The 26,782-nt window shown below is 69.7% G+C and carries 21 protein-coding genes and 4 tRNA genes; 22 read left to right on the forward strand and 3 right to left on the reverse strand.

The window, feature by feature from the left end; genetic code table 11:
* Nucleotides 1–65 precede the first annotated feature (65 nt).
* Nucleotides 66–1,094 carry a ketol-acid reductoisomerase gene (gene ilvC / locus FCK90_RS01340; RefSeq protein WP_158032492.1) on the forward strand — a complete coding sequence of 343 codons (1,029 nt, stop codon included), beginning with the start codon at nt 66–68 and terminating at the stop codon, nt 1,092–1,094.
* Nucleotides 1,095–1,250: 156 nt separating this feature from the next.
* Here ilvC and FCK90_RS01345 read toward each other — a convergent pair whose 3' ends face one another.
* Nucleotides 1,251–1,922 carry an AIM24 family protein gene (locus tag FCK90_RS01345; protein WP_158032493.1) on the reverse strand — a complete coding sequence of 224 codons (672 nt, stop codon included), beginning with the start codon at nt 1,920–1,922 and terminating at the stop codon, nt 1,251–1,253.
* Nucleotides 1,923–2,175: 253 nt separating this feature from the next.
* Between FCK90_RS01345 and metG the strand changes: the two genes are divergently transcribed.
* The 11 genes from metG to FCK90_RS01400 all read left to right on the forward strand — a co-directional run bounded on the left by metG (nt 2,176) and on the right by FCK90_RS01400 (nt 13,158).
* A complete protein-coding gene (gene metG, locus FCK90_RS01350; protein WP_158032494.1) occupies nt 2,176–3,765 on the forward strand; it encodes a methionine--tRNA ligase in 1,590 nt (529 codons plus the stop codon).
* 211 nt (nt 3,766–3,976) lie between these two features.
* Entirely contained in the window at nt 3,977–5,065 is a 1,089-nt protein-coding gene (locus tag FCK90_RS01355) for a 3-isopropylmalate dehydrogenase (protein WP_158032570.1), read from the forward strand.
* A gap of 151 nt (nt 5,066–5,216) precedes the next feature.
* Nucleotides 5,217–6,314, forward strand: coding sequence for a branched-chain amino acid aminotransferase (locus FCK90_RS01360; RefSeq protein ID WP_246179875.1), 1,098 nt, complete (start codon nt 5,217–5,219; stop codon nt 6,312–6,314).
* A 66-nt stretch (nt 6,315–6,380) separates the two neighbouring features.
* Complete coding sequence (locus tag FCK90_RS01365; protein ID WP_158032496.1) at nt 6,381–7,157, forward strand: fumarylacetoacetate hydrolase family protein; 777 nt, start codon at nt 6,381–6,383, stop codon at nt 7,155–7,157.
* Between the two features lie 40 nt (nt 7,158–7,197).
* Nucleotides 7,198–8,826: a glutamate--tRNA ligase gene (gltX, locus tag FCK90_RS01370; RefSeq protein WP_158032497.1), complete on the forward strand. Its 1,629-nt coding sequence runs from the start codon at nt 7,198–7,200 to the stop codon at nt 8,824–8,826.
* Between the two features lie 135 nt (nt 8,827–8,961).
* Nucleotides 8,962–9,033, forward strand: a tRNA-Gln gene (locus FCK90_RS01375).
* Nucleotide 9,034: 1 nt separating this feature from the next.
* Nucleotides 9,035–9,107: transfer RNA gene (locus FCK90_RS01380), tRNA-Glu, on the forward strand.
* A gap of 118 nt (nt 9,108–9,225) precedes the next feature.
* Nucleotides 9,226–9,298 (forward strand) — tRNA-Glu (locus FCK90_RS01385).
* Nucleotides 9,299–9,416: 118 nt separating this feature from the next.
* Nucleotides 9,417–9,489, forward strand: a tRNA-Glu gene (locus FCK90_RS01390).
* Between the two features lie 97 nt (nt 9,490–9,586).
* Entirely contained in the window at nt 9,587–11,482 is a 1,896-nt protein-coding gene (locus FCK90_RS01395) for a GTPase (RefSeq protein ID WP_246179876.1), read from the forward strand.
* A 20-nt stretch (nt 11,483–11,502) separates the two neighbouring features.
* On the forward strand, nt 11,503–13,158 hold the full coding sequence (locus tag FCK90_RS01400; protein ID WP_246179877.1) for a GTPase: 1,656 nt from the start codon (nt 11,503–11,505) through the stop codon (nt 13,156–13,158).
* Nucleotides 13,159–13,219: 61 nt separating this feature from the next.
* Here the strand turns inward: FCK90_RS01400 and FCK90_RS01405 are convergent, their stop codons facing one another.
* Nucleotides 13,220–13,996 (reverse strand): IclR family transcriptional regulator, encoded by a 777-nt coding sequence (locus FCK90_RS01405; RefSeq protein ID WP_158032499.1) that lies wholly within the window; start codon nt 13,994–13,996, stop codon nt 13,220–13,222.
* 113 nt (nt 13,997–14,109) lie between these two features.
* On the opposite strand from FCK90_RS01405, the gene leuC reads away from it, so the two are divergent.
* The 6 genes from leuC to FCK90_RS01435 all read left to right on the forward strand — a co-directional run bounded on the left by leuC (nt 14,110) and on the right by FCK90_RS01435 (nt 20,907).
* Nucleotides 14,110–15,606, forward strand: a complete 1,497-nt coding sequence (gene leuC / locus FCK90_RS01410; protein WP_158032500.1) for a 3-isopropylmalate dehydratase large subunit — start codon at nt 14,110–14,112, stop codon at nt 15,604–15,606.
* 63 nt (nt 15,607–15,669) lie between these two features.
* Nucleotides 15,670–16,269 (forward strand): 3-isopropylmalate dehydratase small subunit, encoded by a 600-nt coding sequence (leuD, locus tag FCK90_RS01415; RefSeq protein ID WP_158032501.1) that lies wholly within the window; start codon nt 15,670–15,672, stop codon nt 16,267–16,269.
* A gap of 187 nt (nt 16,270–16,456) precedes the next feature.
* Nucleotides 16,457–17,776, forward strand: a complete 1,320-nt coding sequence (gene murA / locus FCK90_RS01420; protein WP_158032502.1) for a UDP-N-acetylglucosamine 1-carboxyvinyltransferase — start codon at nt 16,457–16,459, stop codon at nt 17,774–17,776.
* 13 nt (nt 17,777–17,789) lie between these two features.
* Complete coding sequence (locus FCK90_RS01425; RefSeq protein WP_246179878.1) at nt 17,790–18,584, forward strand: lysophospholipid acyltransferase family protein; 795 nt, start codon at nt 17,790–17,792, stop codon at nt 18,582–18,584.
* On the forward strand, nt 18,581–19,711 hold the full coding sequence (locus FCK90_RS01430; RefSeq protein ID WP_158032503.1) for an NAD(P)H-dependent glycerol-3-phosphate dehydrogenase: 1,131 nt from the start codon (nt 18,581–18,583) through the stop codon (nt 19,709–19,711). Before FCK90_RS01425 ends, FCK90_RS01430 begins: the two co-directional genes overlap by 4 nt.
* Nucleotides 19,708–20,907 carry a D-alanine--D-alanine ligase family protein gene (locus FCK90_RS01435; RefSeq protein WP_158032504.1) on the forward strand — a complete coding sequence of 400 codons (1,200 nt, stop codon included), beginning with the start codon at nt 19,708–19,710 and terminating at the stop codon, nt 20,905–20,907. Before FCK90_RS01430 ends, FCK90_RS01435 begins: the two co-directional genes overlap by 4 nt.
* Nucleotides 20,908–20,965: 58 nt before the next feature.
* Here the strand turns inward: FCK90_RS01435 and FCK90_RS01440 are convergent, their stop codons facing one another.
* A complete protein-coding gene (locus FCK90_RS01440; protein ID WP_158032505.1) occupies nt 20,966–21,490 on the reverse strand; it encodes a DUF3515 family protein in 525 nt (174 codons plus the stop codon).
* A 69-nt stretch (nt 21,491–21,559) separates the two neighbouring features.
* Between FCK90_RS01440 and thiL the strand changes: the two genes are divergently transcribed.
* The 4 genes from thiL to rsmD are packed head-to-tail and all read left to right on the forward strand — an operon-like array spanning nt 21,560 to nt 26,646.
* Nucleotides 21,560–22,708 (forward strand): thiamine-phosphate kinase, encoded by a 1,149-nt coding sequence (gene thiL / locus FCK90_RS01445; RefSeq protein ID WP_246179904.1) that lies wholly within the window; start codon nt 21,560–21,562, stop codon nt 22,706–22,708.
* Nucleotides 22,686–23,768 carry a DAK2 domain-containing protein gene (locus tag FCK90_RS01450; RefSeq protein WP_246179880.1) on the forward strand — a complete coding sequence of 361 codons (1,083 nt, stop codon included), beginning with the start codon at nt 22,686–22,688 and terminating at the stop codon, nt 23,766–23,768. Before thiL ends, FCK90_RS01450 begins: the two co-directional genes overlap by 23 nt.
* 2 nt (nt 23,769–23,770) lie before the next feature.
* Entirely contained in the window at nt 23,771–26,083 is a 2,313-nt protein-coding gene (locus FCK90_RS01455) for an ATP-dependent DNA helicase RecG (protein WP_281347434.1), read from the forward strand.
* Nucleotides 26,083–26,646: a 16S rRNA (guanine(966)-N(2))-methyltransferase RsmD gene (rsmD, locus tag FCK90_RS01460; protein ID WP_158032507.1), complete on the forward strand. Its 564-nt coding sequence runs from the start codon at nt 26,083–26,085 to the stop codon at nt 26,644–26,646. The genes FCK90_RS01455 and rsmD overlap by 1 nt, the downstream gene beginning before the upstream one ends.
* The last annotated feature ends 136 nt before the right edge of the window (nt 26,647–26,782 follow it).

The following is a 26,782-nucleotide window of genomic DNA, read 5'->3' on the forward strand; positions in this document are numbered from 1 at the left end:
CACACACACCGTGACCTGCAGGCAGCTGGTCATCAGCAATTACAGCACTAAGGAGACATATCCACATGGCAGCTGAGATCTTCTACGAAGACGATGCAGACCTCTCGATCATCCAGGGCCGCAAGGTCGCCGTCATCGGCTACGGCTCCCAGGGCCACGCCCACGCCTTGAACCTGCGCGACTCCGGTGTCGACGTCCGGGTCGGCCTGGCCGAGGGCTCCTCCTCGCGCGCCAAGGCCGAGGCCGAGGGCCTCACCGTCAAGGTCGTTGCCGAAGCGGTTGCCGAAGCGGACGTGATCATGATCCTGACCCCGGACCAGGTCCAGCGCACCGTGTACGCCGAGTCCATCGAGCCGAACCTCAACGACGGCGACATCCTGCTCTTCGCGCACGGCTTCAACATCCGCTTCGACTACATCCAGGCTCCTCAGGGCGTGGACGTGGCCATGGTCGCCCCCAAGGGCCCGGGCCACACCGTGCGTCGCGAGTACGAGGCCGGCCGCGGCGTTCCCTGCCTGGTGGCCGTCGAGGTCGACGCCTCGGGCAACGCCCAGGAGGTGGCCCTGTCCTACGCCAAGGCCATCGGCGGCACGCGCGCCGGCGTCATCAAGACCACCTTCACCGAGGAGACCGAGTCCGACCTGTTCGGCGAGCAGGCAGTCCTCTGCGGCGGTATGTCCCACCTGGTGCAGTACGGCTTCGAGACCCTGACCGAGGCCGGCTACCAGCCGGAGATCGCCTACTTCGAGGTCCTCCACGAGCTGAAGCTGATCGTCGACCTGATGGTCGAGGGCGGCATCTCGAAGCAGCGCTGGTCGATCTCAGACACCGCGGAGTACGGCGACTACGTCTCCGGTCCGCGCGTGATCGACCCCTCGGTCAAGAAGAACATGCAGGATGTCCTCTCCGACATCCAGGACGGCACCTTCGCGCGCCGGTTCATCGAGGACCAGGACAACGGGGCGGCCGAGTTCAACCAGCTCCGCACCAAGGAGGAGGGCCACCCGATCGAGGGCGTCGGCCGTGAACTGCGGAAACTTTTCGTGTGGACCGACTCCGATTCGGACTACACTGAGGGAACCGCAGCTCGCTGAGTTCTGCTCGGCCGGGTTTCCGCGGACGAGTTTGCGTGGCGATAACGTGCCGGATCTTCCCGTACTACCTGGCTGAACCCCGCGACGACGGCGCCCCCGCCACCTGCTCAGGTGGCGGGGGCGCCGTCGTGCCATCGGCGGAGGCGGCGATGCCGCTCAGCTGCCGGCCCGGGCCGGGGGCGTCCCCTCGGAGGGCTGGACGACGACGAATCCGGGTCCGTGGAACGCGAGCTGGAAGGCCTCGCCGGAGCCGCCGCGGAACATGCCGGAGAAGTTGAAGTCGTTCTTGATGGTCGGGGCCAGGTTGGCCGACCAGCACACCGCCGCCTGCGGGTCGACGAAGGTCGGCTGCTGCGACGCGTCGAGCACCATGGGGTCGCCGTCGGAGCAGACGGCGACGTAACCGTGGCCGGAGAGCTCGAGGTTGAACAGCCCCGCGGCCAGCATCCCCGCTCCCTGGACCCTCCGGATGTCCCAGGCGAGGGAGGAGTCGAAGGCCAGCAGGGACGAGGAGTTCACGGTGATCGCCTCACCCTCCAGCAGGAGGAGGAAGATGAAGCGGTTCTGCCGTGCGAAGAAGACCTCGCCCTGCCCAGACACCCGCATCATGGGGGCGTCCTCACTGGTCAGTGCCTTCTTGAGGAACTTGCCGACCGATCCGGAGCCCTCGTGGCGGAAGTCCATCCGGCCCTGGTAGGCGACCATGGCCCCCTTGGTGGCGATGATGTCCTGGGACATGTTGACTCTGAGCATCTTCTTGGACTGCAGTGCCCACTGGTCCTGAGCCTGGCGTTCCATGTGCTCGGGGGCGAACAGTTCGCTGCGCATGATGTTCCTTTCACAGAGGTCTCCGCCATCTGCGGTGCACGTCGGCGATGGGGGTCGCCGTGCCCGTCAGGCCGGGTCCGGGCCGGGCGAGGCGGGCTGTGCGGCCCCGCACTCGCACGGTGAATTGCGAATGTAAATCTACAGCATTCACGGGCCGGATGGTGCAGATCCGCCGGGCGGGCCGTCCGCGGCGCGTGACCACCCCCGGCGCCGTCCCGTCCGGGTGGGCGATGCGGGGCGGACGACCGTTACGATGGAGCGCGTGACTTCTGAGGTAACTGCTGCAGGGGCCGACGGCCGCCCCACGTTCTATCTGACCACCGCGATCTCCTACCCCAACGGGGCCCCGCACATCGGTCACGCCTACGAGCACATCGCCACCGATGTGCTCGCCCGCTTCAAGCGGCTGGACGGCTTCGACGTCCGGTTCCTGACGGGCACCGACGAGCACGGCCAGAAGATGCAGCAGACGGCGGAGAAAGAGGGCATCACCCCCCAGGAGCTCGCCGACCGGAACTCGGCGGCCTTCCAGGAGGTCGACGACGTGCTGGGCATCTCCTACGACCGCTTCATCCGGACCACGGACGAGGACCACCTCGCCGCCTCTCAGGCGCTCTGGCAGCGCATGGAGGAGAACGGGGACATCTATCTCGACTCGTACTCCGGCTGGTACTCGGTCCGCGACGAGGCCTTCTACGGCGAGGACGAGACGGAACTGCGCGACGACGGCCTGCGCTACTCCAAGGAGACCGGGACGGAGCTGACCTGGACGGAGGAGGCCTCGTACTTCTTCCGCCTCTCGGCCTATCAGGACAAGCTGCTGGCCCTCTACGACCGCGAGGGGTTCCTCTTCCCCGAGACCCGGCGCAATGAGATCGCCGAATTCGTGCGCAGCGGCCTGCGCGACCTCTCGATCTCGCGGACCACCTTCGACTGGGGCATCCCCGTGCCCGGCAGTCCCGAGCACGTCATGTACGTGTGGGTCGACGCCCTGACCAACTACCTGACCGGCCTCGGCTATCCCGATGTGGACGGGGAGATGTTCCGGAAGTACTGGCCGGCGGACGTCCACGTCATCGGCAAGGACATCGCCCGCTTCCACTCGGTCTACTGGCCGGCTTTCCTGATGTCAGCCGGACTGGAACTGCCCAAGATGGTCTTCGCCCACGGCTTCCTCTACAACCAGGGGGAGAAGATGTCCAAGTCCGTGGGCAACGTGATCGATCCCCACGCGCTGGTGGCCGAATACGGTCTGGACCAGGTGCGCTTCTTCCTGCTGCGCGAGGTCTCCTTCGGCCAGGACGGGTCGTACTCCCACGACGCCATCGTCTCGCGCATCAACGCCGACCTCGCCAACGACCTGGGCAACCTCGCCCAGCGCTCGCTGTCCATGGTGGCCAAGAACTGCGAGGGTCAGGTCCCCGCCATGGGCGAGCTGTCCGAGGCGGACCGGGCGATCCTGGATGCGGCCCACGATGTGCTGGGACCCGTACGGCAGGCCTTCGACGACCTGCAGTTCCACCGGGCGCTGGAGGCGATCTGGAAGGTGGTCGCCGACTGCAACCGCTACTTCACCGCCCAGGAGCCCTGGGTGCTGCGCAAGACCGACCCGGAGCGGATGCGGACGGTGCTGTGGACCACCCTCGAAGTGGTCCGGGTCGTGGCACTGCTGGTCCAGCCCGTGATGCCCGCCTCGGCGGCACGGCTCCTGGACGTCCTGGGGCAGCCTGAGGACCGGCGCGAGTTCAGCGCGATCCCTCAGCGCATCGTCCCGGGCACCGAGCTGCCGAAACCCGCCCCGGTGTTCCCGCGCTACGAGGAGCCGGAGGCCCTCAAGAACTGATCCGGCCCCCTCCCGCAAGTGCCGCCGCCTGCTGTGGGTCCCGTCGGAAGGCGGCGGCCGGCAGCCCGTCGCCGCCCGTTCGGTGTCCAGATATTGAGAGCCTGGTTCGCCATATGGGACGCGGTGTGATCCCGGCCGTAGGGTGGGATCCATGACAGAGCAGACCTCCGCCACGGCCTCGGATGGGGCCGGACAGCCATTGGACCTCGCGATGCGCACTGCCGCCGATACGGATGGCGGCGGGGAGGGGGTCACCCATCGCATCGCGGTGATCCCCGGCGACGGTATCGGCCCGGAGGTGGTGACGGAGGCGGAGAAGGTGCTCGACGCGGTGTGCCGGCCGGCGGGGATCTCCCTGGCGAAGAAGTCCTTCCCCCTGGGCGCCGAGCACTGGCTGGCCACCGGCCAGACGCTGACGGACGAGACCCTGGACGAGATCCGGGACCACGACGCCATCCTCTTCGGCGCCGTGGGGGCAGCGCCCGGCGACGCCCGAATCCCGTCGGGACTGATCGAACGGGACATCCTGCTGAAGCTGCGTTTCAGCCTTGATCACTACGTGAACCTGCGCCCCTCCGAGCTCTTCCCCGGCACGGTCTCGCCGTTGCGGGATCCCGGCGACGTGGACTTCGTCGTCGTCCGCGAGGGCACCGAAGGTCCTTACACCGGTAACGGCGGGGTGCTGCGGCACGGAACCGACCAGGAGATCGCCACCGAGGTGTCCCTGAACACGGCCCACGGGGTGCAGCGCCTGGTGCGTTTCGCCTTCGAGCTGGCGTCCCGGCGCGACCGCAAGAAGCTGACCCTGGTGCACAAGCACAATGTGCTGGTCAACGCGGGCCGCCTCTACCAGCGCACGGTCGACCGCATGGCGGCGGAGTTCCCCGATGTCACGGTGGACTACCTCCACGTGGACGCGGTCACCATCTTCATGACCACGGACCCGAGCAGGTTCGACGTCCTGGTGACGGACAATCTCTTCGGTGACATCATCACCGATCTCGCCGGAGCGATCACCGGCGGCATCGGGCTGGCTCCCTGCGGCAACATCAACGCCGACCGGACCGCCCCCTCGATGTTCGAACCCGTCCACGGCTCCGCCCCCGATATCGCGGGGCAGCAGAAGGCCAACCCCGTCGCCACCATCCTGGCCGGGGCCATGATGCTCGAGCACCTCGGTCACCCCGGGCTGGCTGAGCAGATCCGCGTCGCCGTGCGTTCCGACCTCGCAGCCAACGGCGCCCAGGAGCGCAGCACCGCGCAGGTGGGCGACGCCATCGTGGCGGCGCTCCGGGCATAGCCCCGGCGTCATTACGTAAGCTGCCTGTACAACGGCATCGTTCTCGAGCGCACCGGGGCCTCATCCGCCACGAATGCCCCGGGAGGAGACGGGTGTCCCCGCCCGGCGCGTAAGAGAACCGCATCAGAATCTTGAGTGGAAGAGAACCCCAGTGACCAGCACGTTCACCAAGCACCTCAATACCCAGCCGCTCCCGGACGAGCAACGTGAACGGATCCTCGCCGCTCCGGGGTTCGGGCAGTACTTCACGGACCACATGGTCCAGATCCAGTGGACGGGCGACGTCGAGGCGGGAACGGGCCAATGGGGGGACCCGCAGCTCGTGCCCTACGGCCCGCTGCAGCTGGATCCCGCCGCAGCCGTCCTGCACTACGGGCAGGAGGTCTTCGAGGGACTGAAGGCCTACCGGCACGACGACGGGTCCGTCTGGACCTTCCGCCCCGAGAAGAACGCCGCGCGGCTCAACCGGTCGGCGCAGCGGCTGGCCATGCCCGCCCTTCCCGAGACCGTGTTCATGGAGTCGCTGCGGGAGCTGGTCGGCCAGGACAAGGACTGGGTGCCCACTGGTGACGGCCAATCCCTGTACCTGCGCCCGTTCATGATCGCCAACGAGACCTTCCTGGGGGTGCGTCCCTCACGGGAGGTGCTCTACTCGGTCATCGCCTCGCCGGCCGGAAACTACTTCGGCGAGGCCAAGGCCGTCGATATCTGGCTTTCCAGGAACTGGGCCCGTGCGGGTCGCGGGGGCACAGGCAACGCCAAGTGCGGCGGCAACTACGCCGCCTCCCTCATCGCCCAGATGGAAGGCGATGCCCATAACTGCCAGCAGGTGATCTTCACGGATCCGGACCGGGACCATGCGATCGAGGAACTGGGCGGCATGAACGTGTTCTTCGTCTTCGACGACGGCACCCTGCTCACTCCCGAGCTGACCGGCACGATCCTCGAGGGCGTGACCCGCGATTCGATCATCCAGCTCGCCAGGGATCGCGGGATGAACGTCGAGGAGCGGGCCTTCACCCTGGACGAATGGCGAGAGGGCGTCGCCTCGGGGCGCCTGACCGAGGTGTTCGCCTGCGGCACCGCCGCCGTGATCTCACCCGTCGGCCGCTTGATCAGCGACGACGAGACCATCGGCCCCGACAACGCCCAGCCCGGCGAGGTCACGATGTCCCTGCGCCAGGAACTGCTGGAGATCCAGACCGGCCGTGGTGAGGACCGGCACGGCTGGCTCACCCGGCTGGCCTGAGCGCCATCTGCCCGGCCACGGCTGCCGTATTGCCGCGGCCGGGCTCTTCTGCCCTAGCCTGGTCCTATGCGTATTGCCCGGTTCACTGCAGAAGATGAGATCCACTACGGCGTCGTCCAGGGGGAGGGGGACGAGCAGGTCGTCGTGCCCCTGGCCGGCGACCCGTTCTTCAACGGCGTCCAGCCCGTCGAGGCCAAATCCTGGCCCGTGGCGGAGGTCCGGCTGCTGGCCCCGGTGATCCCGAGGTCCAAGATCGTGGCCGTGGGGCGCAACTACGCCGACCACGCCAAGGAGATGGGCAACGAGCTGCCGACCAGTCCTCTGCTGTTCTTCAAGCCCAATACCTCCGTAACGGGCCCCGGCGACCCCGTGACCCTGCCCTCGTGGACGGAGGAGGTCTCCTACGAGGCCGAGCTGGCGGTCGTGATCGGCAGGATCTGCAAGGACGTCCCCGCCGAGAAAGCGGACGACGTGATCTTCGGCTACACCTGCGCCAACGACCTGACCGCCCGCGACGCCCAGCGCACGGACGGGCAGTGGGCCCGCGCCAAGGGCTTCGACGGCTCGTGCCCGCTCGGGCCATGGATCGAGACCGAGCTCGACACCTCCGATCTGGTCGTCCGCTCCTACGTCAACGACGAGCTGAAGCAGGACGGCACGACCTCGGACATGGTCTTCGGCGTCGCCGACCTGATCGCCTACATCTCCAGCGCCTTCACGCTGCTGCCGGGCGACGTGATCCTGACCGGCACCCCGGCGGGCGTCGGGACCGTCGACGACGGCGACCGGCTGGAGGTCGAGGTCGAGGGCATCGGCGGGCTGGCCACGGTCCTGCGCCGCTGAGCCCGGCGTCCCGGCTCGATGTCCTTAGAATGGGCTCATCATGACTGACGCATCCCTCACCGAGCCCGCCGGCGGAGCCGTTGCCGGCTCCGCTTCCGAATCCGCTGTCCTCCCCACGTCCGCCGCTGCCGCGGCGGCCGGGGCGGGAGAAGCCACCGGCGGCGATGTCCGCGTGCGCTTCTGCCCCTCGCCCACGGGCACCCCTCACGTGGGGCTGATCCGCACCGCCCTGTTCAACTGGGCGTACGCCCGTCACACCGGCGGCAAGCTGGTCTTCCGTATCGAGGACACCGACGCCGCCCGCGATTCGGAGGAGTCCTTCGAACAGCTGCTGGACGGGCTCGGCTGGCTCGGCATCACCTGGGACGAGGGCGTGACCGTGGGCGGGCCGGACGGCCCCTACCGGCAGTCGCAGCGCGGTGAGATCTATCAGGGGGTCATCGCGAAGCTCCTGGAATCCGGCGCGATCTACGAGTCCTTCTCCACGCCGCAGGAGGTGGAGGACCGGCACCGCGCCAACGGGCGGGACCCCAAGCTGGGCTACGACAACTACGACCGCCACCTGACCGACGAGCAGGTCGCCGCGTTCCGCGCCGAGGGCAGGGAGCCCGTCCTGCGTCTGCGCATGCCCGATGAGGACATCGTCTTCCACGACCTGGTTCGCGGTGAGATCACCTTCGCCGCTGGGTCGGTGCCGGACTTCGTCGTCGTCAGAGCCAACGGGAAACCGCTGTACACCCTGGTCAACCCGGTGGACGATGCCCTGATGCGCATCACCCATGTCCTGCGAGGGGAGGACCTGCTGTCCTCCACGCCGCGCCAGATCGCCCTCTACCGGGCGCTCGTGGCGATCGGCGTCGCCGAACGCGTGCCGGAGTTCGGGCACCTGCCGTACGTGATGGGCGAGGGCAACAAGAAGCTGTCCAAGCGCGACCCGGAGTCCAGCCTGTTCAACCTGCGCGACGCGGGCTTCATCCCCGAAGGGCTGCTGAACTACCTGGCGCTGCTGGGATGGTCGCTCTCCGCGGACCAGGACATCTTCACCCAGCAGGAGTTCGTGGAGGCCTTCGATGTCCACGACGTCCTGGCCAACCCCGCGCGCTTCGACCTCAAGAAGGCCACGGCGATCAACGGCGACCACATCCGCAAGCTCGATCCGCAGGATTTCCGCGACCGCCTGGTCCCGTACCTGCAGGCCGGAGGAGTCGTCGGTGACGAGCTGACCGAGCGCGAGAATCAGATCCTGGACGAGGCCTCGCCCCTGGTCCAGACCCGCATGGACCTGCTCTCCGACGCGGTGCCCCTGCTCGGCTTCCTGTTCCTGCGCGACAGGCTGCTCACCTACGACGAGCGCGCCGTCGCCAAGCTCAGGGAGAACGCGCCGCAGGTCCTGGCGGCCACCCGCACCGCGCTGGAGGGCGTCGAGGAGTTCACCGCGGAGAACATCGAAGCGGCATTGCGCCATACGCTGGTCGAGGAGCTGGGGATCAAGCCGCGCCTGGCCTTCGGGCCGGCCCGGGTGGCCGTCTCGGGACGACAGGTCTCGCCGCCCCTGTTCGAATCTCTCGAGATCCTGGGGAAGGACGCCGCCCTGATCCGCCTGGATCTGCTCAGCGCCCGGCTGCAGGAACGGCTCGATCAGCTGGAGACCTCCGAGGCCGGTCACTGAGGCCATCTCGGGCCTGTAGTCCGAATCACAGGAGGGGTGAGGCCCGGAAGATTTGCCGGGCCTCATCCGTCCGGGTATAGTTTTAGCTCGTTGCGCGCGGCCGGGAGCTTTCCGCCCCCGGGCCAACGTGTGCAGTGGGGTATGGTGTAATTGGCAACACAACGGTTTCTGGTACCGTCATTCTAGGTTCGAGTCCTGGTACCCCAGCGGCCCCATCGTATAGCGGCCTAGTACTCCGCCCTCTCACGGCGGCAACACCGGTTCGAATCCGGTTGGGGTCACTCCGCTACTGTTTCCCGGCATCATCGGTGCCGGGAAACTCTGCTGAAAACCGTGCATCGTTCGGATGCACGACCGGTGGATGATCCACCACCTCCCGGTCCTGCCGGGAAACTCCTCGGCCCCATCGTATAGCGGCCTAGTACTCCGCCCTCTCACGGCGGCAACACCGGTTCGAATCCGGTTGGGGTCACTCCGCTACTGTTTCCCGGCATCATCGGTGCCGGGAAACTCTGCTGAAAACCGTGCATCGTTCGGATGCACGACCGGTGGATGATCCACCACCTCCCGGTCCTGCCGGGAAACTCCTCGGCCCCATCGTATAGCGGCCTAGTACTCCGCCCTCTCACGGCGGCAACACCGGTTCGAATCCGGTTGGGGTCACTCCGAGGCGAAGGCCCCGGAACCATCTGGTTCCGGGGCCTTCGTGCTGCGACCGTCCTCCCGGGCCGGCCGCTGCCGATGAGGCATGATGATCATCGTGAGCACCTTCGACCACGAGCCCGAACCGGGGAGGTCGCCACAGCCCCCGGACCCAGCCGAGAGCGTGCCGTCCCGGCCCTCGACGGCTGCGCCCTGGGCACAGGCTGAGGGCCCCGGGCACCACGGCCCTGCCGGGAGCGGACAAGGTGCCGCCGAGGCGGCCATCTCGGCCGTCGACGACTTGCGGGCGCTGCTCGGCGAGACCGCCCTCCCGCTGGAGACCGCTGGCGCTGCGGCCGGCCGGGACACCGTGCGGCGGACCCTGGCCCAGATCGAGGACTACGTCCTTCCGCGCGTGCGCTCGCTCGACGCCCCGTTGCTGGCAGTCGTGGGAGGATCCACAGGTGCCGGCAAGTCCACGCTGGTCAACGCCCTGGTGGGACGCCCGGTAACGCGTGCCGGAGCGGTCCGGCCCACCACCCGCCAGCCCATGCTCATCCACCATTCCTTCGACGGCCCGGCGTTCGAGGGCACGCGGGTGCTTCCGCACCTCGCCCGGGTCCGCGGGCAGCTGGCGGCGTCGTCCTTCCCACGGCCCGGGGGTCGGCCGGGGCCCGCTGAGGAACCCGGCGGTGCCGAGCCCGTTCACAGCCTGCTGCTGCTGAGCGACGACGGCATGGACCGCGGTATCGCGCTGCTGGATGCACCCGATATCGACTCGGTGTCGAAGGAGAACCGCCGCCTCGCATCGCAGCTGCTGGCCGCGGCCGACCTCTGGCTGTTCACCACCACCGCGAACCGCTATGCCGATGCGGTCCCGTGGGAGCTCCTCGAGGAAGCGGGGCGGAGGGACATCACCGTCGCCGTCGTGCTGGACCGGGTCCCTGACGGGGTGGCCGACGAGATCCTGCCCGATCTGCACCGCATGCTCGATGAGCACGGACTGCACGAGGCTCCCGTCTTCGTGATCCCCGAGGCGCCCCTCAACGCGGCGGGGATGCTGCCGCTGGGCACGGTCGACGGACTGCGCACCTGGCTGTCGGACCTGGCCGCCGATTCCGCGGTCAGGACTGAGATCGCACGGCGCACGGTGCTCGGCGCCCTGCATCAGGTGGCCGGCCGCGGCGAAGAGATCGCCGATGAGGCCGGGGAGCAGGAATCCGTGGCGGGGCGGCTGCGGGCGGATGTCCTGGAGTCCCACGAGCAGGCCCTGCAGGAGATCGTCTCCTCGACCAGGGACGGCTCGCTGCTGCACGACGAGGTCATGGCCCGCTGGCAGGATTTCGTGGGAACGGGGGAGTTCTTCCGTTCCCTCGAGACGAAGATCGGCCGGTGGCGTGATCGTGTCGGGGCGTACCTGCGCGGCAGACCGGCCCCTGAAGTCCAGGTGGAGCAGGCACTGGAGACGGGCCTGCAGGGGGTGATCGTCGAGGAGCTCGCCAAGGCCGGGGAACGGACCCAGCGGTGCTGGCGCTCCGAGCAGGCGGGTCGTGCACTGCTGGGCGACGAGGATCTGGGCCGGCTGCCCGACGACGTGCCCGACCGGTCGGCTGCCGTCATCCGGGCCTGGCAGGGAGACGTGCTCGAGCTGATCCGGCGCGAGGGTGCGGGGAAGCGTACCCAGGCCCGTGTGCTGTCCGTGGGACTGAACGTCGTCACCGTGGCCCTGATGATCACGGTCTTCTCGATGTCCGCCGGGCTCACGGGCGCCGAGGTCGGCATCGCCGGAGCCTCCGGCGTCGTCGGGACCAAGCTCCTGGAGGCGGTCTTCGGCGAAGACGGCGTGCGACGCATGGCGGAGAGCGCGCGCCAGGACCTCGACGTCCGGATCCGCGAACTGGTGCAATCCCTGGAGGAACCGTGGCTGCAGCGCCTGGGCACGGTCTCAGACCCCTCGTCGGCGGAGATCCGCGAGGCCGCCGTCCGCGTCCGGACCACGGGGGAGCGGCTGTGATCCGGCGGGGACGGAGGAAGGTGCAGACCTTCGACATCGACCAGCGCCTGGCCGGGCTGAGGGAGGCCGTCGACGCCGGGCGGGGACGGCTCGACGACGACGCCGTCGAACAGGCGGAAGACCTTCTGGGGCGAGCGGCCACCAGACGGTCGCTGTCCCCGGACCACACGGTCGTAGGATTCTTCGGCGCCACCGGATCTGGGAAGTCCTCGCTGCTCAACGCCGTCGTCGGCCGTCCCGTGGCCCGCAGCGCGGCGAGGCGGCCCACCACCACCTCACCTCTGGCCGTCCTGGGGAGCGAGGAAGGCTCCGGCCCTCTGCTTGACTGGCTGGGGATCGAATCGCGCCACGTCCTCGAGCAGACGCAGAGCTCGCCGTGGTCGGCCGGAGTGGCCGGGCTGTGGACCGAGGTCCCCGAGGGACTCGTACTGCTGGATCTTCCGGACATCGACTCCGTGGCCAGGGAGCATCGCGAGATCGCCGCTCGCCTGGCGGGGATGGTCGACGTGGTGGTCTGGGTGGTGGATCCGCAGAAATACGCCGACGCCGTCCTGCACGACGAGTTCATCGCGCCCCTGTCCCGCCACGCCGCGGTGACCCTGGTGGTGCTCAACCAGGCCGACCGCCTGCCGTCCGACCAGGTGCAGACCGTCCTGGCCTCCCTGCGGCAGCTCCTGGAGGAGGACGGGCTGACGACCTCCGGACGGGCGGCTCCCCTCGCGGCCTCGGCCGCCACCGGAGCGGGTATCGGGGCGGTCCGCGCACGGATCAGCGAGGTCGTGGAGGGCAAGGAGGCTGCGGCGGCGCGGCTCTCGGCGGACCTGGAGGGAGCCGTGGAACGGCTCTCGGCCTCCCACGGCGGCGGCAGGCCGACGGGGGTGACAGCCGGGGCCCGTCAGAAGCTGACCGAGGGCCTGGTGCACGCGGCCAACGCGGAGGGGATCGCGGATGCCGCCCGGCGTTCCTACGTTCTCAGCGCGGGCCGGCGCACGGGCTGGCTCCCCGTGCGCTGGATCGGGGGCTTCCGCAAGGATCCCCTGCGGCGGCTGCATCTGCAGGACGTCCAGGACGCCTCGAAGGACCCCTCGCTCAGGAAGTCCTCGCTGCCGCCCATGTCACCCGCCCAGCGCGCGTCGGCGGACACCGCGGTCCGGAACTTCGCGCAGGACACGGCGGCCGGGGCCTCGCCGTCGTGGGAGAGAGCCATCCGCGAGGCCGCGCGCGCCTCCCAGGAGCGGCTGCCCGATGCCATCGACCAGGCCCTGGCCCGAACGGACCTGCGCCGCGGTGCCCGCTCCTGGTGGTGGCTCCCGCTGAATGTCATCCAGTGGCTGGCCCTGCTGATCGCCGCGGCCGGGCTGGTATGGCTCACGGGCCTGTTCGTCCTGGGATACCTGCAGATCCCGGTGCCGGACACCCCGGTGGTCCAGGGAACCTCCGTCCCGGTGCCCACGGCGCTGGTCGCAACCGGGCTCGTGGTCGGGCTGGTGCTGGGCATCCTGAGCGCGGTCTTCGCCCGCTGGGGAGGCCGGTGGAGAGCCCGGACGGTGGCCAAGCGCCTCAGGGAGCAGATCGCGACCACCGCCCACGATCACGTCGTGCTGCCCGTCGAGCGGGAGCTCGGCGTCTACGACAGCGTGGACAGAGGGCTGAGGCGAGCCGCGCACCGGAAGTAGCCCGGTATGCCGGCGCGGCCCGGCAGAGCCGTGCCGTCACCCCTGCTGTCATCCCAAACTGTCATCCCACCGGCCGGATCGCCTGCGTCAGCTGCCGCGCCGCTGCCACCACCGTTTCGGCATGCTGACGGCCGGGCTGGCGGGTCAGCCTCTCGATCGGGCCCGAGATGGACACGGCCGCGATCACCCGGCCCCCGGGGCCGCGCACCGGCGCGGAGACCGAGGCGATCCCCGACTCGCGCTCGCCGATCGACTGCGCCCAGCCGCGGCGACGGACGCCGGCGAGCATGGTGGCCGTAAAACGCGCCCCGTGCAGCCCTTCGAGCAGCCGGTCGTGATCCTCCCAGGCTACGAGCACCTGGGCCGCCGAGCCCGCCTTCATGGACATCTGGGTGCCGACCGGGATGGTGTCGCGCAGGCCGATGGGGCGTTCGGAGGATGCCACGCACACCCGCCACTCGCCCTGGCGGCGGAAGATCTGCGAGGACTCGCCCGTGGCGTCGCGCAGCTGCACCAGGATGGGCGCGGCGGCTGCGATGAGCCGATCCTCTCCCGCTGCGGAGGCCAGCTCGACCAGCCGGGATCCCAGGACGAAACGCCCTTGCATGTCCCGGCCCAGCAGCCGGTGGTGCGCCAGTGCCGAGGCCAGCCGGTGAACGGTGGGGCGGGAGATGCCGGTGGCGGAGACCAGCTGGGACAGCGAGGCCGGCCCCGCCTCCAGGAGGTCCAGGATGAGGGAGGCCTTGTCGATGACCCCTACGCCGCTCGGCGAGAACGAGGAGTCCGAATCGTGCGGGGCGATGTCCGTGCCGTGCGGGCGGGAACCGGAAGTGTCCATGTGTTGATACTAGCGTCTCATTATGCGAGAAGGAGACGAAAGGAGTGGCATCCGTCAAATGGCGGGCGGATGCTTGATACCAGTAGTTCCATCGCCCGTAAAGGATCTCCATCATGTCGAGCAGCCCGAGCCCGTTCACCGAATCCGTTGAGCCTGCAGCAGCGCCCAGGACCCTGGCCGAGAAGGTCTGGGCGGCGCACCTGGTTCGGCAGGGACAGGACGGCCGGCCCGATCTGCTCTACATCGACCTGCACCTGATCCACGAGGTCACCTCGCCCCAGGCCTTCGAGGGCCTGCGCCTCGCGGGCCGCCAGCTGCGCCGGGTCGACCTGACGCTGGGAACCGAGGACCACAACACCCCCACGCAGGACATCTTCCAGCGCATCGCGGACGAGACCTCCCGCAAGCAGATCGAGACGCTGCGCTCCAACGCGGAGGAGTTCGGCGTCCGCCTGCACCCGCTGGGCGACGACGAGCAGGGGATCGTGCACGTGGTCGGGCCCCAGCTGGGCGTGACCATGCCCGGCATGACCGTGGTCTGCGGAGACTCGCACACCTCGACCCACGGTGCGTTCGGGGCGCTGGCCTTCGGCATCGGCACCTCCGAGGTCGAGCACGTCATGGCCACCCAGACTCTGCCCCTGGTGCCGTTCAAGACCATGTCCATCCGGGTGGACGGCCACCTGCGCCCGGGGGTCTCCTCCAAGGACATCATCCTGGCCGTGATCGCCAAGATCGGCACGGGCGGCGGCCAGGGCTATGTCCTCGAGTACCGCGGCAGCGCGATCGAGGAGCTGTCCATGGAAGCCCGGATGACCATCTGCAACATGTCGATCGAGGCCGGTGCCCGCGCGGGCATGATCGCCCCCGACGAAACAACCTTCGAGTACGTCAAGGGCCGCCCGCATGCGCCCCAGGGGGCGGACTGGGACGAGGCGGTCGAGTACTGGCGCTCACTGCGCACGGACGACGGCGCCACCTTCGACGCCGAGGTGGTCATCGACGCCGACGAGCTGGAGCCGTTCGTGACCTGGGGGACCAACCCCGGTCAGGGCGTGTCCCTCTCCGGGTCGGTGCCGGACCCCGAGGACTTCGCCGAGGAGAACGATAAGGCCGCGGCCCAGCGCGCGCTCCAGTACATGGACCTGGACCCGGGGACGCCCATGAAGGAGATCCCCGTGGACGTGGTCTTCCTGGGCTCCTGCACCAACTCCCGGATCGAGGACCTGCGTCTGGCCAGTGAGATCGTCAAGGGCCGGACCAAGGCCCCGAACGTCACCATGATGGTGGTTCCCGGTTCCCAGAAGGTCCGGTTGCAGGCCGAGCAGGAAGGCCTGGACCGGGTGTTCAAAGACTTCGGGGCGGACTGGCGTTTCGCCGGCTGCTCGATGTGCCTGGGCATGAACCCCGACCAGCTGCAGCCGGGGCAGCGGTGCGCCTCGACCTCGAACCGGAACTTCGAGGGCCGCCAGGGCAAGGGCGGCCGGACCCACCTGGTCTCGCCCGTGGTGGCAGCGGCCACGGCGGTACGCGGCACGCTCTCGGCGCCGTCCGACCTGGAGCCGGCGGGCGCTCCCAGCCCGGTGCCGGCCGAACCGGTCGCGGTCTGAGCGCCCCGCTCACCGCCCACCCAGGTCCGCCTCGCACCCTACCGATTCTCATCAGGAGCACCCATGGAAAAGTTCAGCACGCACACCGGGATCGCGGTGCCGTTGCGCCAGTCGAACGTCGACACCGACCAGATCATCCCGGCCGTCTACCTCAAGCGCATCACCAAGACGGGCTTCGACGACGCCCTCTTCGCCTCGTGGCGTAAGAACGACGATTTCGTGCTCAACCGGGAGCCCTACCGCCAGGGCAGCGTCCTGGTGGCCGGCCCGGACTTCGGCACGGGCTCCTCGCGCGAGCATGCCGTGTGGGCGCTGCGGGACTACGGCTTCAAGGTCGTCATCTCCTCCCGCTTCGCCGACATCTTCCGCGGCAATTCGGGCAAGCAGGGACTGCTGGCCGCCCAGGTCGAGCAGTCCGACGTCGAACTGATCTGGAAGCGCATCGAGGAGGAGCCGGGAACCGAGGTGACGGTGGACCTGGAGTCCCGGACGGTCACGGTCGGCTCCCTGACGGTCCCGTTCCAGATCGACGACTACACCCGGTGGCGCCTGACCGAAGGGCTGGACGACATCGGCCTGACGCTGCAGCACGAGGAGGACATCTCCGCCTACGAGGCCCGGCGGCCCGCCTGGCTGCCGCGTACCCTGCCGGCCCGGACCTGAGGTCTGGGGCCCGCCGGGATCGCGGAACGCGAACACCCTGGCCAGGGCCGGGATCTGCCCACCGGGCGAGCGCGGCGTCATAGAACGCTCAGCAAAGCGCCATAGGATGGGTCGGTGCCGGACCAGGGGCAAGGTCTGGCGCTGCCCACGCGGACTCTGGTGGGCATCGACAACAGATCGGAAGAGCATGACCAGCGCACTGCAGATCACCGGCGGCGTTCCGTTGGAGGGCACCATCGAGGTGCGCGGGGCCAAGAACTTCGTCCCCAAGGCCATGGTCGCCGCGCTGCTGGGCAGCACCCCCTCGGTCCTGCAGAACGTGCCGGAGATCAAGGACGTCCAGGTCGTCACGGACCTGGTCTCCCTGCACGGGGTGGAGGTCGGCAACGACGGCGAGGGGGTCCTGACCCTGGACCCGAGCAACGTCACCCGTGCCCGCTACGCCGACATCGATGCCTACGCCGGTGACTCGCGGATCCCGATCCTGCTCTGCGGCCCGCTGCTGCACACGCTGGGCGAAGCCTTCATCCCCGATCTGGGCGGCTGCAAGATCGGCGACCGCCCGATCAACTACCACCTGGACGTACTGCGCAACTTCGGCGCCAGGATCGAGAAGCTCGAGTCCGGGATCAAGATGTCCGCGCCCCACGGCCTGCACGGGACGAAGCTCGAACTGCCGTACCCGTCCGTGGGCGCCACCGAGCAGGTCCTGCTCACCGCCACCCGGGCCAGGGGCCGCACGGAGCTGCGCGGCTCGGCGACCGAGCCCGAGATCATGAACCTCATCGCCGTCCTGCAGAAGATGGGCGCGATCATCACCGTCCAGACCGACCGGGTGATCCACATCGAGGGCGTGGACGAACTGCGCGGGTACAACCACCGCGCCATGACGGACCGCATCGAGGCGGCGTCGTGGGGCTCCGCCGCGCTGGTCACCGGGGGATCGATCTTCGTCGAGGGCACCACCCAGGCGGACATGATGACCTTCCTGAACGTCTTCCGGAAGACCGGCGGCGAGCTGGACATCCGCGACGACGGCATCAAGTTCTCCCATCCCGGCGGCGCCCTGAACCCTCTGGTGGTGGAGACCGACGTGCACCCGGGGTTCATGACGGACTGGCAGCAGCCGCTCGTCGTCGCACTCACCCAGGCCGACGGGGTGTCGATCGTGCACGAGACCGTCTACGAGAACCGCTTCGGCTTCACCCACGCGCTGAAGGGCATGGGCGCCAACATCCAGCTGCACCGCGACTGCCTCGGCTCGACGCCCTGCCGATTCGGCCAGTCGAACTTCGTGCACTCGGCGATCATCTCCGGGCGGACACCCCTGAAGGCGAAGGACATCCACGTCCCGGACCTTCGCGGCGGCTTCTCGCACCTCATCGCCGCACTGGGCGCGGAGGGACGGTCCAAGGTCACCGGGGTGGAACTGATCCAGCGCGGCTACGAGCGGTTCACCTCGAAGCTCGAGGCCCTGGGCGCCAACTTCGACGTCGTCGACGCCTGAGGCCCGGGTGCGGGTGACTACGCGAACCGGACACCGGACCGCCGAGCCGGACACGACGCGGCTGGTCAGGTTCCTGGCGTCCCTCGTCCGGCCGGCGTACCTGGCCCTGGCCAGGCCCGAGTACGAGGGGATGGGGAACCTGCCGTCGGACGGTCCGTTCATCATCACGCCCAATCACACCTCCGAGCTCGATCCCCTGACGATCGCCATGCCCGTGTACGACTACGGGCTGAACCCCACGTTCCTGGCCAAGGACTCCCTGTTCAAGGTGCCGGGTCTGGGCGCGGTGCTGCGCAGGACCGCGCAGGTGCCGGTCCACCGGGGCACCGCTGATTCCGTCAAGGCGCTCTCAGCCGCCCAGCGGCACCTCGCGGCGGGCAGCCCCGTGATCATCTACCCGGAGGGGACGCTCACTCGGGATCCTCAGCTGTGGCCCATGCACGCCTTCCCCGGAGCCGCGAGATTGGCGCTGGCCATGGACGTCCCGGTGATCCCGGTCGCGCACTGGGGCGACCAGGAGATCGTGGGACGCGACCCCGGTCCCGAGGGGAAGCGCCACTTCAGGCCGTTTCCGCGCAAGAGGGTCCGGATCAGGTTCGGTCCCGCCGTGGACCTCTCCCCGTGGGCGCCGGATCGCGAGGAGCTGGCGGCGATGGACATGGATCGCCGCCTGCATGCCGTGCCCCATGGAAAGACAGTGGCGGCCACGGGTGCGATCATCGATGCCATCACCGAGCTGCTCGCGCAGCTGCGTGACGAGAAGCCACCGGCCAAGCGGTGGGACCGACGGCGAGGAGAACGGCGATGAACCTACGGGACACTGCCCGGCCGGGCTTCCGCAAAGCCGCCGTCCTCGGGGCGGGCTCATGGGGAACCACATTCGCCAAGGTCCTGGTGGATGCGGGCGCCCCCGAGAACGGCGCCGGCGAGTCCGCCGGGACGAGTCCGGCGGCCGGGATCCGTGACGTGGCCCTGTGGGGCCGCAATGAAGCGACCCTGTCCCGCATGGCCCGGACCCGGGTCAACGAGAAGTACGTCCCCGACCTGCACCTCCCCGACTCGCTGCTCATCACCGTCGACCTGGAAGAGGCCCTGACCGGCGCGGATCTGGTGGTCCTGGCCTTCCCCGCGCAGACCGTCCGCGACCAGCTGCCGGCCGTCGCCGAGCACCTGGAGCCCGGCGCCGCATTGCTCTCCCTGGCCAAGGGCCTGGAGCAGGGAACGGGCCTGCGCATGACGGAGGTCATCGCCGAGGTGCTGGCCGAATCCTTCCCGGAGGCCGACGGCGGCCACGACCGGGCTGGGTGGGCGCGCCAGACGTGCGTGCTCTCCGGGCCCAACCTGGCCAAGGAGATCGCGGACGAGCAGCCCACGGCCTCCGTCGTCGCCGCTGAGGAGCCGGAACTGGCCGCGGCCGTGGCCAAGGCGATCGCCGCGCCGTACTTCCGTCCCTATACGAACGAGGACGTGGTCGGCACCGAGATCGCCGGGCTGACCAAGAACGTGATCGCGGTGTGCGTGGGGATCTGCGAGGGCCGCGACTACGGAGACAACTCCAAGGCCTCGATCATCACCCGGGGGCTGGCCGAGTCCACCCGACTCGCGCTGGCCCTGGGCGGCAGGCAGGAGACCATGTCCGGGCTCGCCGGGATCGGCGACCTCGTCGCCACCTGCGCCTCACCCCTGTCCCGGAACCACACGGCGGGCCGGCTCTTCGGCCAGGGCAAGACGCTGGAGCAGGTCCGCGAGGAGATGACCCAGACGGCCGAAGGGCTCAAGTCCGCACCGGCAGTCCTGGCGCTGGCCAGGGCCCACAGTGTGGACATGCCGATCACCGAGGCAGTCGTGGCTATCCTGGATGGCCGCATCACCGTCGACCACCTGGCCCCGCTGCTGCTGGGCAGGCAACTCAAATCGGAGGCAACCCCCGAATGATCTCCCCGGACCCATTCCCCGCAGCGGCTCCCGGGCCGCAGGACCACACCTCCGTGCCCGGCAGGGGCACCGGCGTCAAACCCTGTGTGGCGGTGCTCTTCGGCGGCGTGTCCTCCGAGCACAGCATCTCCCTGATCACGGCCCGGGGAGTGCTCCGCGCGATCGACCGCGACAAGTGGGACGTCGTGCCCGTGGGCATCGCCCGGACCGGAGAGTGGGTCCTGTACGGCCAGGAGGAGCTGGAAGCACTTCTGGCGGAACGGGAGATCACCGAACTGCCGGTCGGGGAGCAGCGCGCGTCCCTGCCGCTCGGGCAACGGGAGACCGAGCTGCTGGTGCGCCAGGAGACGGCCCGGACGACCGAGGTGTCCCGGTACCGGCACGTGGATGTGGTCCTGCCGCTGCTGCACGGGCCCTTCGGAGAGGACGGCACCCTCCAGGGGCTGCTGGAGCTGGCCAACGTGCCCTACGTCGGATGCGGAGTGACCTCCTCCGCCATCGGCATGGACAAGCACTTCATGAAGATGGCCTTCGAGTCCGCGGGCCTGGAGGTCGGACCGTACGTCGTGATCCGGGACCGCTCATGGCGCACGGACAAGCACGCGGCCATGGCCGAGGTCGCCGCGCTGGGCGGGCCCGTCTTCGTCAAGCCGGCGCGGGCGGGCTCCTCCTTCGGCATCACCAGGGTGGACGACCCCGTGGACACCACGGCGCTCGAGGCCGCCATCGAGACAGCGCGCGGCTTCGACCTGAAGGTCGTGGTCGAGGCGGGCATCACCGGACGCGAGATCGAATGCGCCGTCCTCCAGGGCCACGGGACCGATGCGCCGCGGACGTCGATGCCGGGGGAGATCGAAGTGGTCGACGACCACGATTTCTACGACTTCGAGGCCAAGTACGTCTCCGAGGCCTCGGCGAAGCTCAGCTGCCCCGCGGACGTCCCCGATGACGTCATCGCCACCATCCGCGAACGCGCGGCCCAGGCCTTCGAGGCCATCGACGGCGAGGGGCTGTGCCGCGCCGACTTCTTCGTCACGGATGAAGGCCGGGTGATCATCAACGAGGTCAATACCATGCCCGGCTTCACCCCGATCTCGATGTACCCGCGGATGTGGGCCGCCTCCGGGCTGGGCTACTCCGAGCTGCTCGACGAGCTGATCACCCTGGCACTCGAACGGCCCGTGGGCCTCCGCTGACCCGGCTCCGCCGGTTCCGCCGCGGCGCTCCTGCCGCGAGGAGGGAGCGGCTCGGCGTTCAGCCGGTCGCGTCCAGCGTCTCCTCGACGGACAGGCATTCCCTGTCCTGGCCGACGGTGGAGACCGCGCTGCCCAGATCGATCAGCGCGGTCGACGACGGCACCAGGGTGGTGTCGAAGGTCACCTCGAAGGCCGGATCGCGACCGTAGGTGACGGCCTGCCACTCGTCGTCGGCGTCCGTCTCCCGGATGATCCAGTCCACGTCGTTGACCCGGGTGCACATCTCCGTGGTGGGCGCTGGAGGGGTCACGCCGCAGCGCACGATCATGGCGGCGGGATCGCCGTAGGCCGTGGTCCCTTGACTGGTGGTCTCGCGCTGCTGCTGGCCGGAGATCTCCCCGGGCATCGCGAGCATCGCGGAGGCGCAGTCCGGATTGGCGGCGTCCGCCGCCGGTTCCACCACGGCAGCGCCGGCCCCGCAGCCCGTGAGCACGGCACCCAGCGCGACGACGGCGAACGCAGCCGCCAGCGGCGAACCGCTCCGGCGCTGGGCATGGCGGGGTACGGAGATCGAGAACGGCATGGCTCCAGTCTAGTGAAGAGCGGTCCGCCTTCCGGTGTCCGAGGGGTCGGCTACCGTGAACGCGTGACCATGGAACAGGGCAGGATGGAACAGGGCAGGAGAGAGGGCGCCGATGCCGGGCCCACGGTGGGCCAGCTCGGTGAGACCCGGCTGATCGGACGATTCGCGCCCTTGCTGCGCCCGGGCCCGGCTGAACCGGCCTCGCCCTACGAGCTCCTCGGGCCGGGTGACGACTGCGCCGTGGTGGCCGCGCCGGACGGCCGGTTCGTGATCTCCACGGACACGCAGGTCCAGGGCCAGGACTTCGAGCTGCACTGGCCCAGCGGAGCGGAGTCCACGGGGTTCGACACCGGCCACAAATGCGCGACCCAGAACCTGGCCGATGCCGCCGCTATGGGAGCGGTGCCGTCCTCGCTGGTGGTCTCCCTGGCCCTGCCCCCTGCTACTCCCGTGCGCTGGGTCGAGGACTTCGCGCGGGGCCTGCGCGCCGGTGTGCTGGCCTGCGGCGCCACGAGCTGCGGCATCGTGGGCGGGGACCTCAGTGCAAGCCGCGAGATCTCGGTCACGGCGACCGTGACCGGTGACCTCCAGGGGCGCCGGCCGGTCCGGCGGAACGGAGCGGAACCGGGGGATCTGGTGGTCCTGGCCGGTACGGTCGGTCGCGCCGCCGCGGGCCTGGACCTGCTGCTCAGCACCGACTACGTCCCGGGGCGCGATGCCGTCCTCGACGAACTCGCGGGGTGCCAGCTGCGCCCCGTGAGCCCGGTCGGGCTGGGTCCCGCACTGGCGCGCGCCGGGGCCACCGCCATGATCGATGTCTCGGACGGCCTGCTCCGCGACCTTACGCGTATGGCGGAAGCCTCGGGGATCGACGTCGCTCTCGACCCGCAGGCGCTGGCGGAACTGGCGAAACCGCTGGCCGCAGCGGGAAGGCTGCTCGTCCGCGACCCGCTCTACTGGGTGCTGAACGGGGGAGAGGACCACGGTCTGCTGTCCACAGTCCCCTCCCACGTCCAGCTACCCGAGGGCGTGCGTCCGTTAGGCTCGGTGCTGGCTTCGCCCCCGGGCCAAGAGGGGGCGCAGGCCGGACCGCTCGGCGGCAGCGACCGGGAACCGGCCCCCGACCGTATCCGGATCGGGACGACTCCGGTCCATGAGCTCCCCGCGAGGGTCCGAGGACGAGGATGGGACCATTTTGAATCACAAGAAGGCTTCTAACGCGACCGCGGTACGCCGGTGGCTGGAGATGGCTGCCCGTGACCTCCAGGACCACGCCGATGTGCTCAATGCCCTCAACGTCTTTCCCGTGGCCGACGAGGACACCGGGACGAACCTGGCGCTGACGGTCTCGACGGCCTCCGAGGCGGCCGGCGTCCTCGAGACTCCGGACCTCAGCGAACTGGTGACGCTGGCCGGCCAGGCCGCCCTCGAGGAGGCGCGCGGGAACTCGGGGACCCTCTTCTCCGTGTTCCTCACGGCGCTGGGGCACGGCCTCGAAGGCGCCGACCGGCTGACCGCCGCATATCTCGCGGATGCGATGAGCGCCGGCTCGGTGCGGGCGTGGTCGGTGCTCTCCGATCCCGTACCCGGCACCATGCTCTCCGTCCTGCGGGAGGCCGCGGCCGTGGGCGTGCCCCGGGAGGGCGAGGCCGGATCGAATCAGCAACTCGCCGCGTACCTGCTCCAGCTGGTCGGTGCGGCGCAGGAGGCGGTGCTGGCCTCGTCCCACTCCCTGGAGGTCCTGCGGGGAACCCGCAAGGTCGATGCCGGTGCGCTCGGCATGCTCATCATCCTGGACGCCCTGCGCAGGGCGGTCGCGGGGCACGAGCCCGCCGGACCCCAGCTGTGGGCCGGATCGGGGGAGGCCACGGACGGCGCAGAGCCGGACGCGGAGGAGATCCATCCCGTCGACGAGGTGCTGGCCCGTATCGGATACGACCTCTACCCACCGGTGGATGACGCCGACACGGCCGTGCTGGAGGCCCTCAGGGAGGCGAACTCCGGCGTGGAGATCATGGCCACCCTGGACCTGACCGCCCTGGACGCCGCCGCCGTACGGTACGAGCTGGCCGAGAGAGGAGACAGCGTGATCGTCTCCGCCGTCTCCCAGCTCGATGACGACACCTGGCGCTGGCGGGTCCACGTGCACGTCGAGGACCAGCAAATGGCCCTGGAGGTGCTGCGCGGCCGCGGTACGCCGCGCAATATCACCGTGACGGGCCTGGCCAAGGAGGACCGCATGCGCCGGGTACGGGTCGATTCCGCGGACCTGGACTGACCGTGGCCACCCCCTCGCACCCGCGGCGCGGTGCCCTGGACACGCCCCTGCCCAAGGTCATCGGGGCACAGTCGGCCAAGGCGATGTCCCAGGCCCTCGGCCTGGAGACCGTGGGCGACCTCCTGGACCACGTCCCGCGCAGGCTCGTGCACCGCGGAGAGCTGACCTCCTTCGAGGACCTCGAGATGGAGAGCCATGCCACCGTGGTAGCCGAGGTGGTCTCCGTGCGCACCCGGAAGATGCGATCCCGCCGGGGATCGATCACGGAGGTGACCATCACGGACCGGTCCGGCGAGGCCGCCGACTTCCTCTACGCGGGGGGAGTCGACCGGATGACGCTGAGCTTCTTCAACGCCTGGACCGCCGCCCGTGAACTCTCCGAGGGGACCCACGCCCTCTTCAGCGGCAAGGTCACCCGCTACGGCGGCAAGCTGACCATGACCAACCCCCACTACGCGCCCCTGGACCAGGACGACGAGCTCGGCGCCCTGGACGCCATGGCGCACGTGGGCCGCCCGATCGCCGTGTACCCGGCCACAGCCAAGGTTCCCAGCGACCGGATCGCCACGGCGGTCCGTACCGTGCTGCCCGGCATCGACTGGTCCACGGTGCCGGACCCGCTGCCCCTGGGGGTCGCGGACCGGCACGGTTACACCGATCTGCCGACGGCCTACGAGCACCTGCACCTGCCCCCGGACGACCGGTCCTGGTATCGCGCCAAGGCCCGCTTCCGGCACACGGAGGCCCTGATGCTGCAGACGGCACTGGTACGCCGTCGTCGTGCGGTGCAGCTGCGGATGGCCCCGGTCCTCGATGGCCGGCACGATGGCGTGCAATCCCGCTTCGAGGCCCGGCTGCCGTTCGAGCTGACCCCGTCCCAGGTGACCGTGGGCGAGCAGATCGCCGAGGACATGGCACGGGAGCACCCCATGAACCGGCTCCTGCAGGGCGATGTGGGCGCCGGCAAGACCGTGGTGGCGCTACGGGCCATGCTGCAGGCCGTGGATTCCGGGGCCCAGGCGGCACTGCTGGCCCCCACCGAGGTACTCGCGGCTCAGCATCTCGCCTCGATCGAGGCGGCGCTGGGTCCCCTGGCGCACGCCGGGACGCTCGGCGGGGACCCCGAGGGCACGAACGTCGTGCTGCTCACGGGCTCCATGCCCCAGAGCGCTCGCAGGCGCGCCCTGCTGGCCATCGCCTCCGGGGAGGCCGGGATCGTGATCGGCACCCACGCCCTGCTCTCGGACACCGTGCAGTTCGCCGGCCTGGGGCTCGTGGTGGTCGACGAGCAGCACCGCTTCGGGGTGGAACAGCGCGACCGGTTGCGCGATGCGGGTGACGGCCCCGTCCCCCACCTGCTGGTCATGACCGCCACGCCCATCCCGCGCACCGTGGCCATGACGGTCTTCGGAGACCTGGACGTGTCCGTCCTGGAGGGCCTGCCGGCCGGACGGCAGCCCATCTCCACCCACGTGGTGGGGCTGCAGGAGCACCCCAGCTGGGAGGAGCGGATCTTCGCCCGGGCACGGGAGGAGGTCGCGGCGGGACGCCAGGTGTACTTCGTGGCCCCGAAGATCGGTGACGACGACGAAGTGCCCGGCATGACGCTCGCGGAATCCGCTGCCCTCCTGGCCCAGACGCCCCCGGCCGGCCGGAGCGCCAGGCAAGGGGACGAGGACAACGCCCCCGACCCGGCCGAGTCCATGGTCTCGACCGTCTGGCTGTCGGAATTGGTCGCGAGATCGCCCGAATTGGCCGATGTCCGCACCGCGGTGCTGCACGGGCGACTGGAGGCCCAGGAGAAGACCGGGATCATGGAGGACTTCGCCGCGGGGGAGATCGGGCTGCTGGTGTGCACCACCGTGGTGGAGGTGGGCGTGGACGTCCCCAACGCCACTTTCATGGTGGTCTTCGACGCCGACCGGTTCGGCATCTCCCAGCTGCATCAGCTGCGCGGGCGGATCGGACGCGGCTCGCACGCCAGCACCTGCCTGCTGGTGACCCGGCGCGAGCCCGATCACCCCTCGAGGGAGCGCATCGACGCCGTAGCGGCCACCACGGACGGTTTCGAGCTGGCGCAGGTCGACCTCACCCTGCGCCGTGAGGGCGATATCCTCGGCGACGCCCAGTCCGGGGGACGCAGCACCCTCCGCCTGCTGCGCGCCCTGGACGACATCAAGATCATCGAGAGCGCCCGGGCGGAGGCCGGGGAGATCCTCGACGTCGATCCGTCCCTCGAACGCCACTGGGGGCTGGCGCTGGCCATCGAGGCCTATCTGGACGAGGACACCGAGAAGTACCTGGAGCGTGGCTGATGAGCCGGATCATCGCAGGAGCCGCGGGCGGGCTGCGCCTGGCGTCGGTACCGGGCACGGCGACCAGGCCGACGACGGACCGGGTCAAGGAATCCCTGTTCGCACGGCTGGACGCCTGGGGCATGCTGGCCGATGCCAGGGTGCTGGATCTCTTCGCGGGGTCGGGGGCGCTGGGCTGCGAGGCGGCCAGCCGCGGAGCCGCCGTCGTGGACCTGGTCGAGCGCGACCGGAAGGCCTTCACGGTCTGCCAGGCCAATGCGCGCACGGTCAACGCCGGCCTGCCCGGGGACGTGGTCACCCCGCACCGCCGCGCGGTCATGACCTACCTGGAGAACACGGACGGGCCCTGGGACCTGGTCCTGGCCGATCCTCCTTATCCGCTCGGGGAGGCGGAGGTCACCGCGATGCTCGAGCAGCTGACCGGCCGGCTGGGGCCGGGCGGAGTCGTGGTGGTGGAACGTTCGTCCCGTTCACCGGAGCCGGCCTGGCCCGCCGCGATGCAGCGCCTGGAGCAGTCCACGCACGGGGAGACCGTCCTCTGGTTCGGCGAGGAGAGCGGCTGACCATCGCGGTCCAGATGCCGGTCGCCGTGGTTTCATCGTGCATTCATGTTCTCCCGGCAGGCTGACTGCGTAATCGGCGACCGGGACACCACCTCCCGGCGCCTCTGACCAGCAGCATCGCCGGGGCCCGTGTGCA

It is taken from the genome of Kocuria coralli (assembly GCF_008831305.1).
Lineage (GTDB): Bacteria > Actinomycetota > Actinomycetes > Actinomycetales > Micrococcaceae > Kocuria > Kocuria coralli.

Bases quoted from the DNA above. Each gene is read 5' to 3' on its own strand.
- ilvC (WP_158032492.1), top strand. From the start codon at position 66: ATGGCAGCTGAGATCTTCTACGAAGACGATGCAGACCTCTCGATCATC.
- FCK90_RS01345 (WP_158032493.1), bottom strand. From the start codon at position 1,922: ATGCGCAGCGAACTGTTCGCCCCCGAGCACATGGAACGCCAGGCTCAG.
- metG (WP_158032494.1), top strand. From the start codon at position 2,176: ATGGAGCGCGTGACTTCTGAGGTAACTGCTGCAGGGGCCGACGGCCGC.
- FCK90_RS01355 (WP_158032570.1), top strand. From the start codon at position 3,977: ATGCGCACTGCCGCCGATACGGATGGCGGCGGGGAGGGGGTCACCCAT.
- FCK90_RS01365 (WP_158032496.1), top strand. From the start codon at position 6,381: ATGCGTATTGCCCGGTTCACTGCAGAAGATGAGATCCACTACGGCGTC.
- gltX (WP_158032497.1), top strand. From the start codon at position 7,198: ATGACTGACGCATCCCTCACCGAGCCCGCCGGCGGAGCCGTTGCCGGC.
- FCK90_RS01405 (WP_158032499.1), bottom strand. From the start codon at position 13,996: ATGGACACTTCCGGTTCCCGCCCGCACGGCACGGACATCGCCCCGCAC.
- leuC (WP_158032500.1), top strand. From the start codon at position 14,110: ATGTCGAGCAGCCCGAGCCCGTTCACCGAATCCGTTGAGCCTGCAGCA.
- leuD (WP_158032501.1), top strand. From the start codon at position 15,670: ATGGAAAAGTTCAGCACGCACACCGGGATCGCGGTGCCGTTGCGCCAG.
- murA (WP_158032502.1), top strand. From the start codon at position 16,457: ATGACCAGCGCACTGCAGATCACCGGCGGCGTTCCGTTGGAGGGCACC.
- FCK90_RS01430 (WP_158032503.1), top strand. From the start codon at position 18,581: ATGAACCTACGGGACACTGCCCGGCCGGGCTTCCGCAAAGCCGCCGTC.
- FCK90_RS01435 (WP_158032504.1), top strand. From the start codon at position 19,708: ATGATCTCCCCGGACCCATTCCCCGCAGCGGCTCCCGGGCCGCAGGAC.
- FCK90_RS01440 (WP_158032505.1), bottom strand. From the start codon at position 21,490: ATGCCGTTCTCGATCTCCGTACCCCGCCATGCCCAGCGCCGGAGCGGT.
- thiL (WP_246179904.1), top strand. From the start codon at position 21,560: ATGGAACAGGGCAGGATGGAACAGGGCAGGAGAGAGGGCGCCGATGCC.
- rsmD (WP_158032507.1), top strand. From the start codon at position 26,083: ATGAGCCGGATCATCGCAGGAGCCGCGGGCGGGCTGCGCCTGGCGTCG.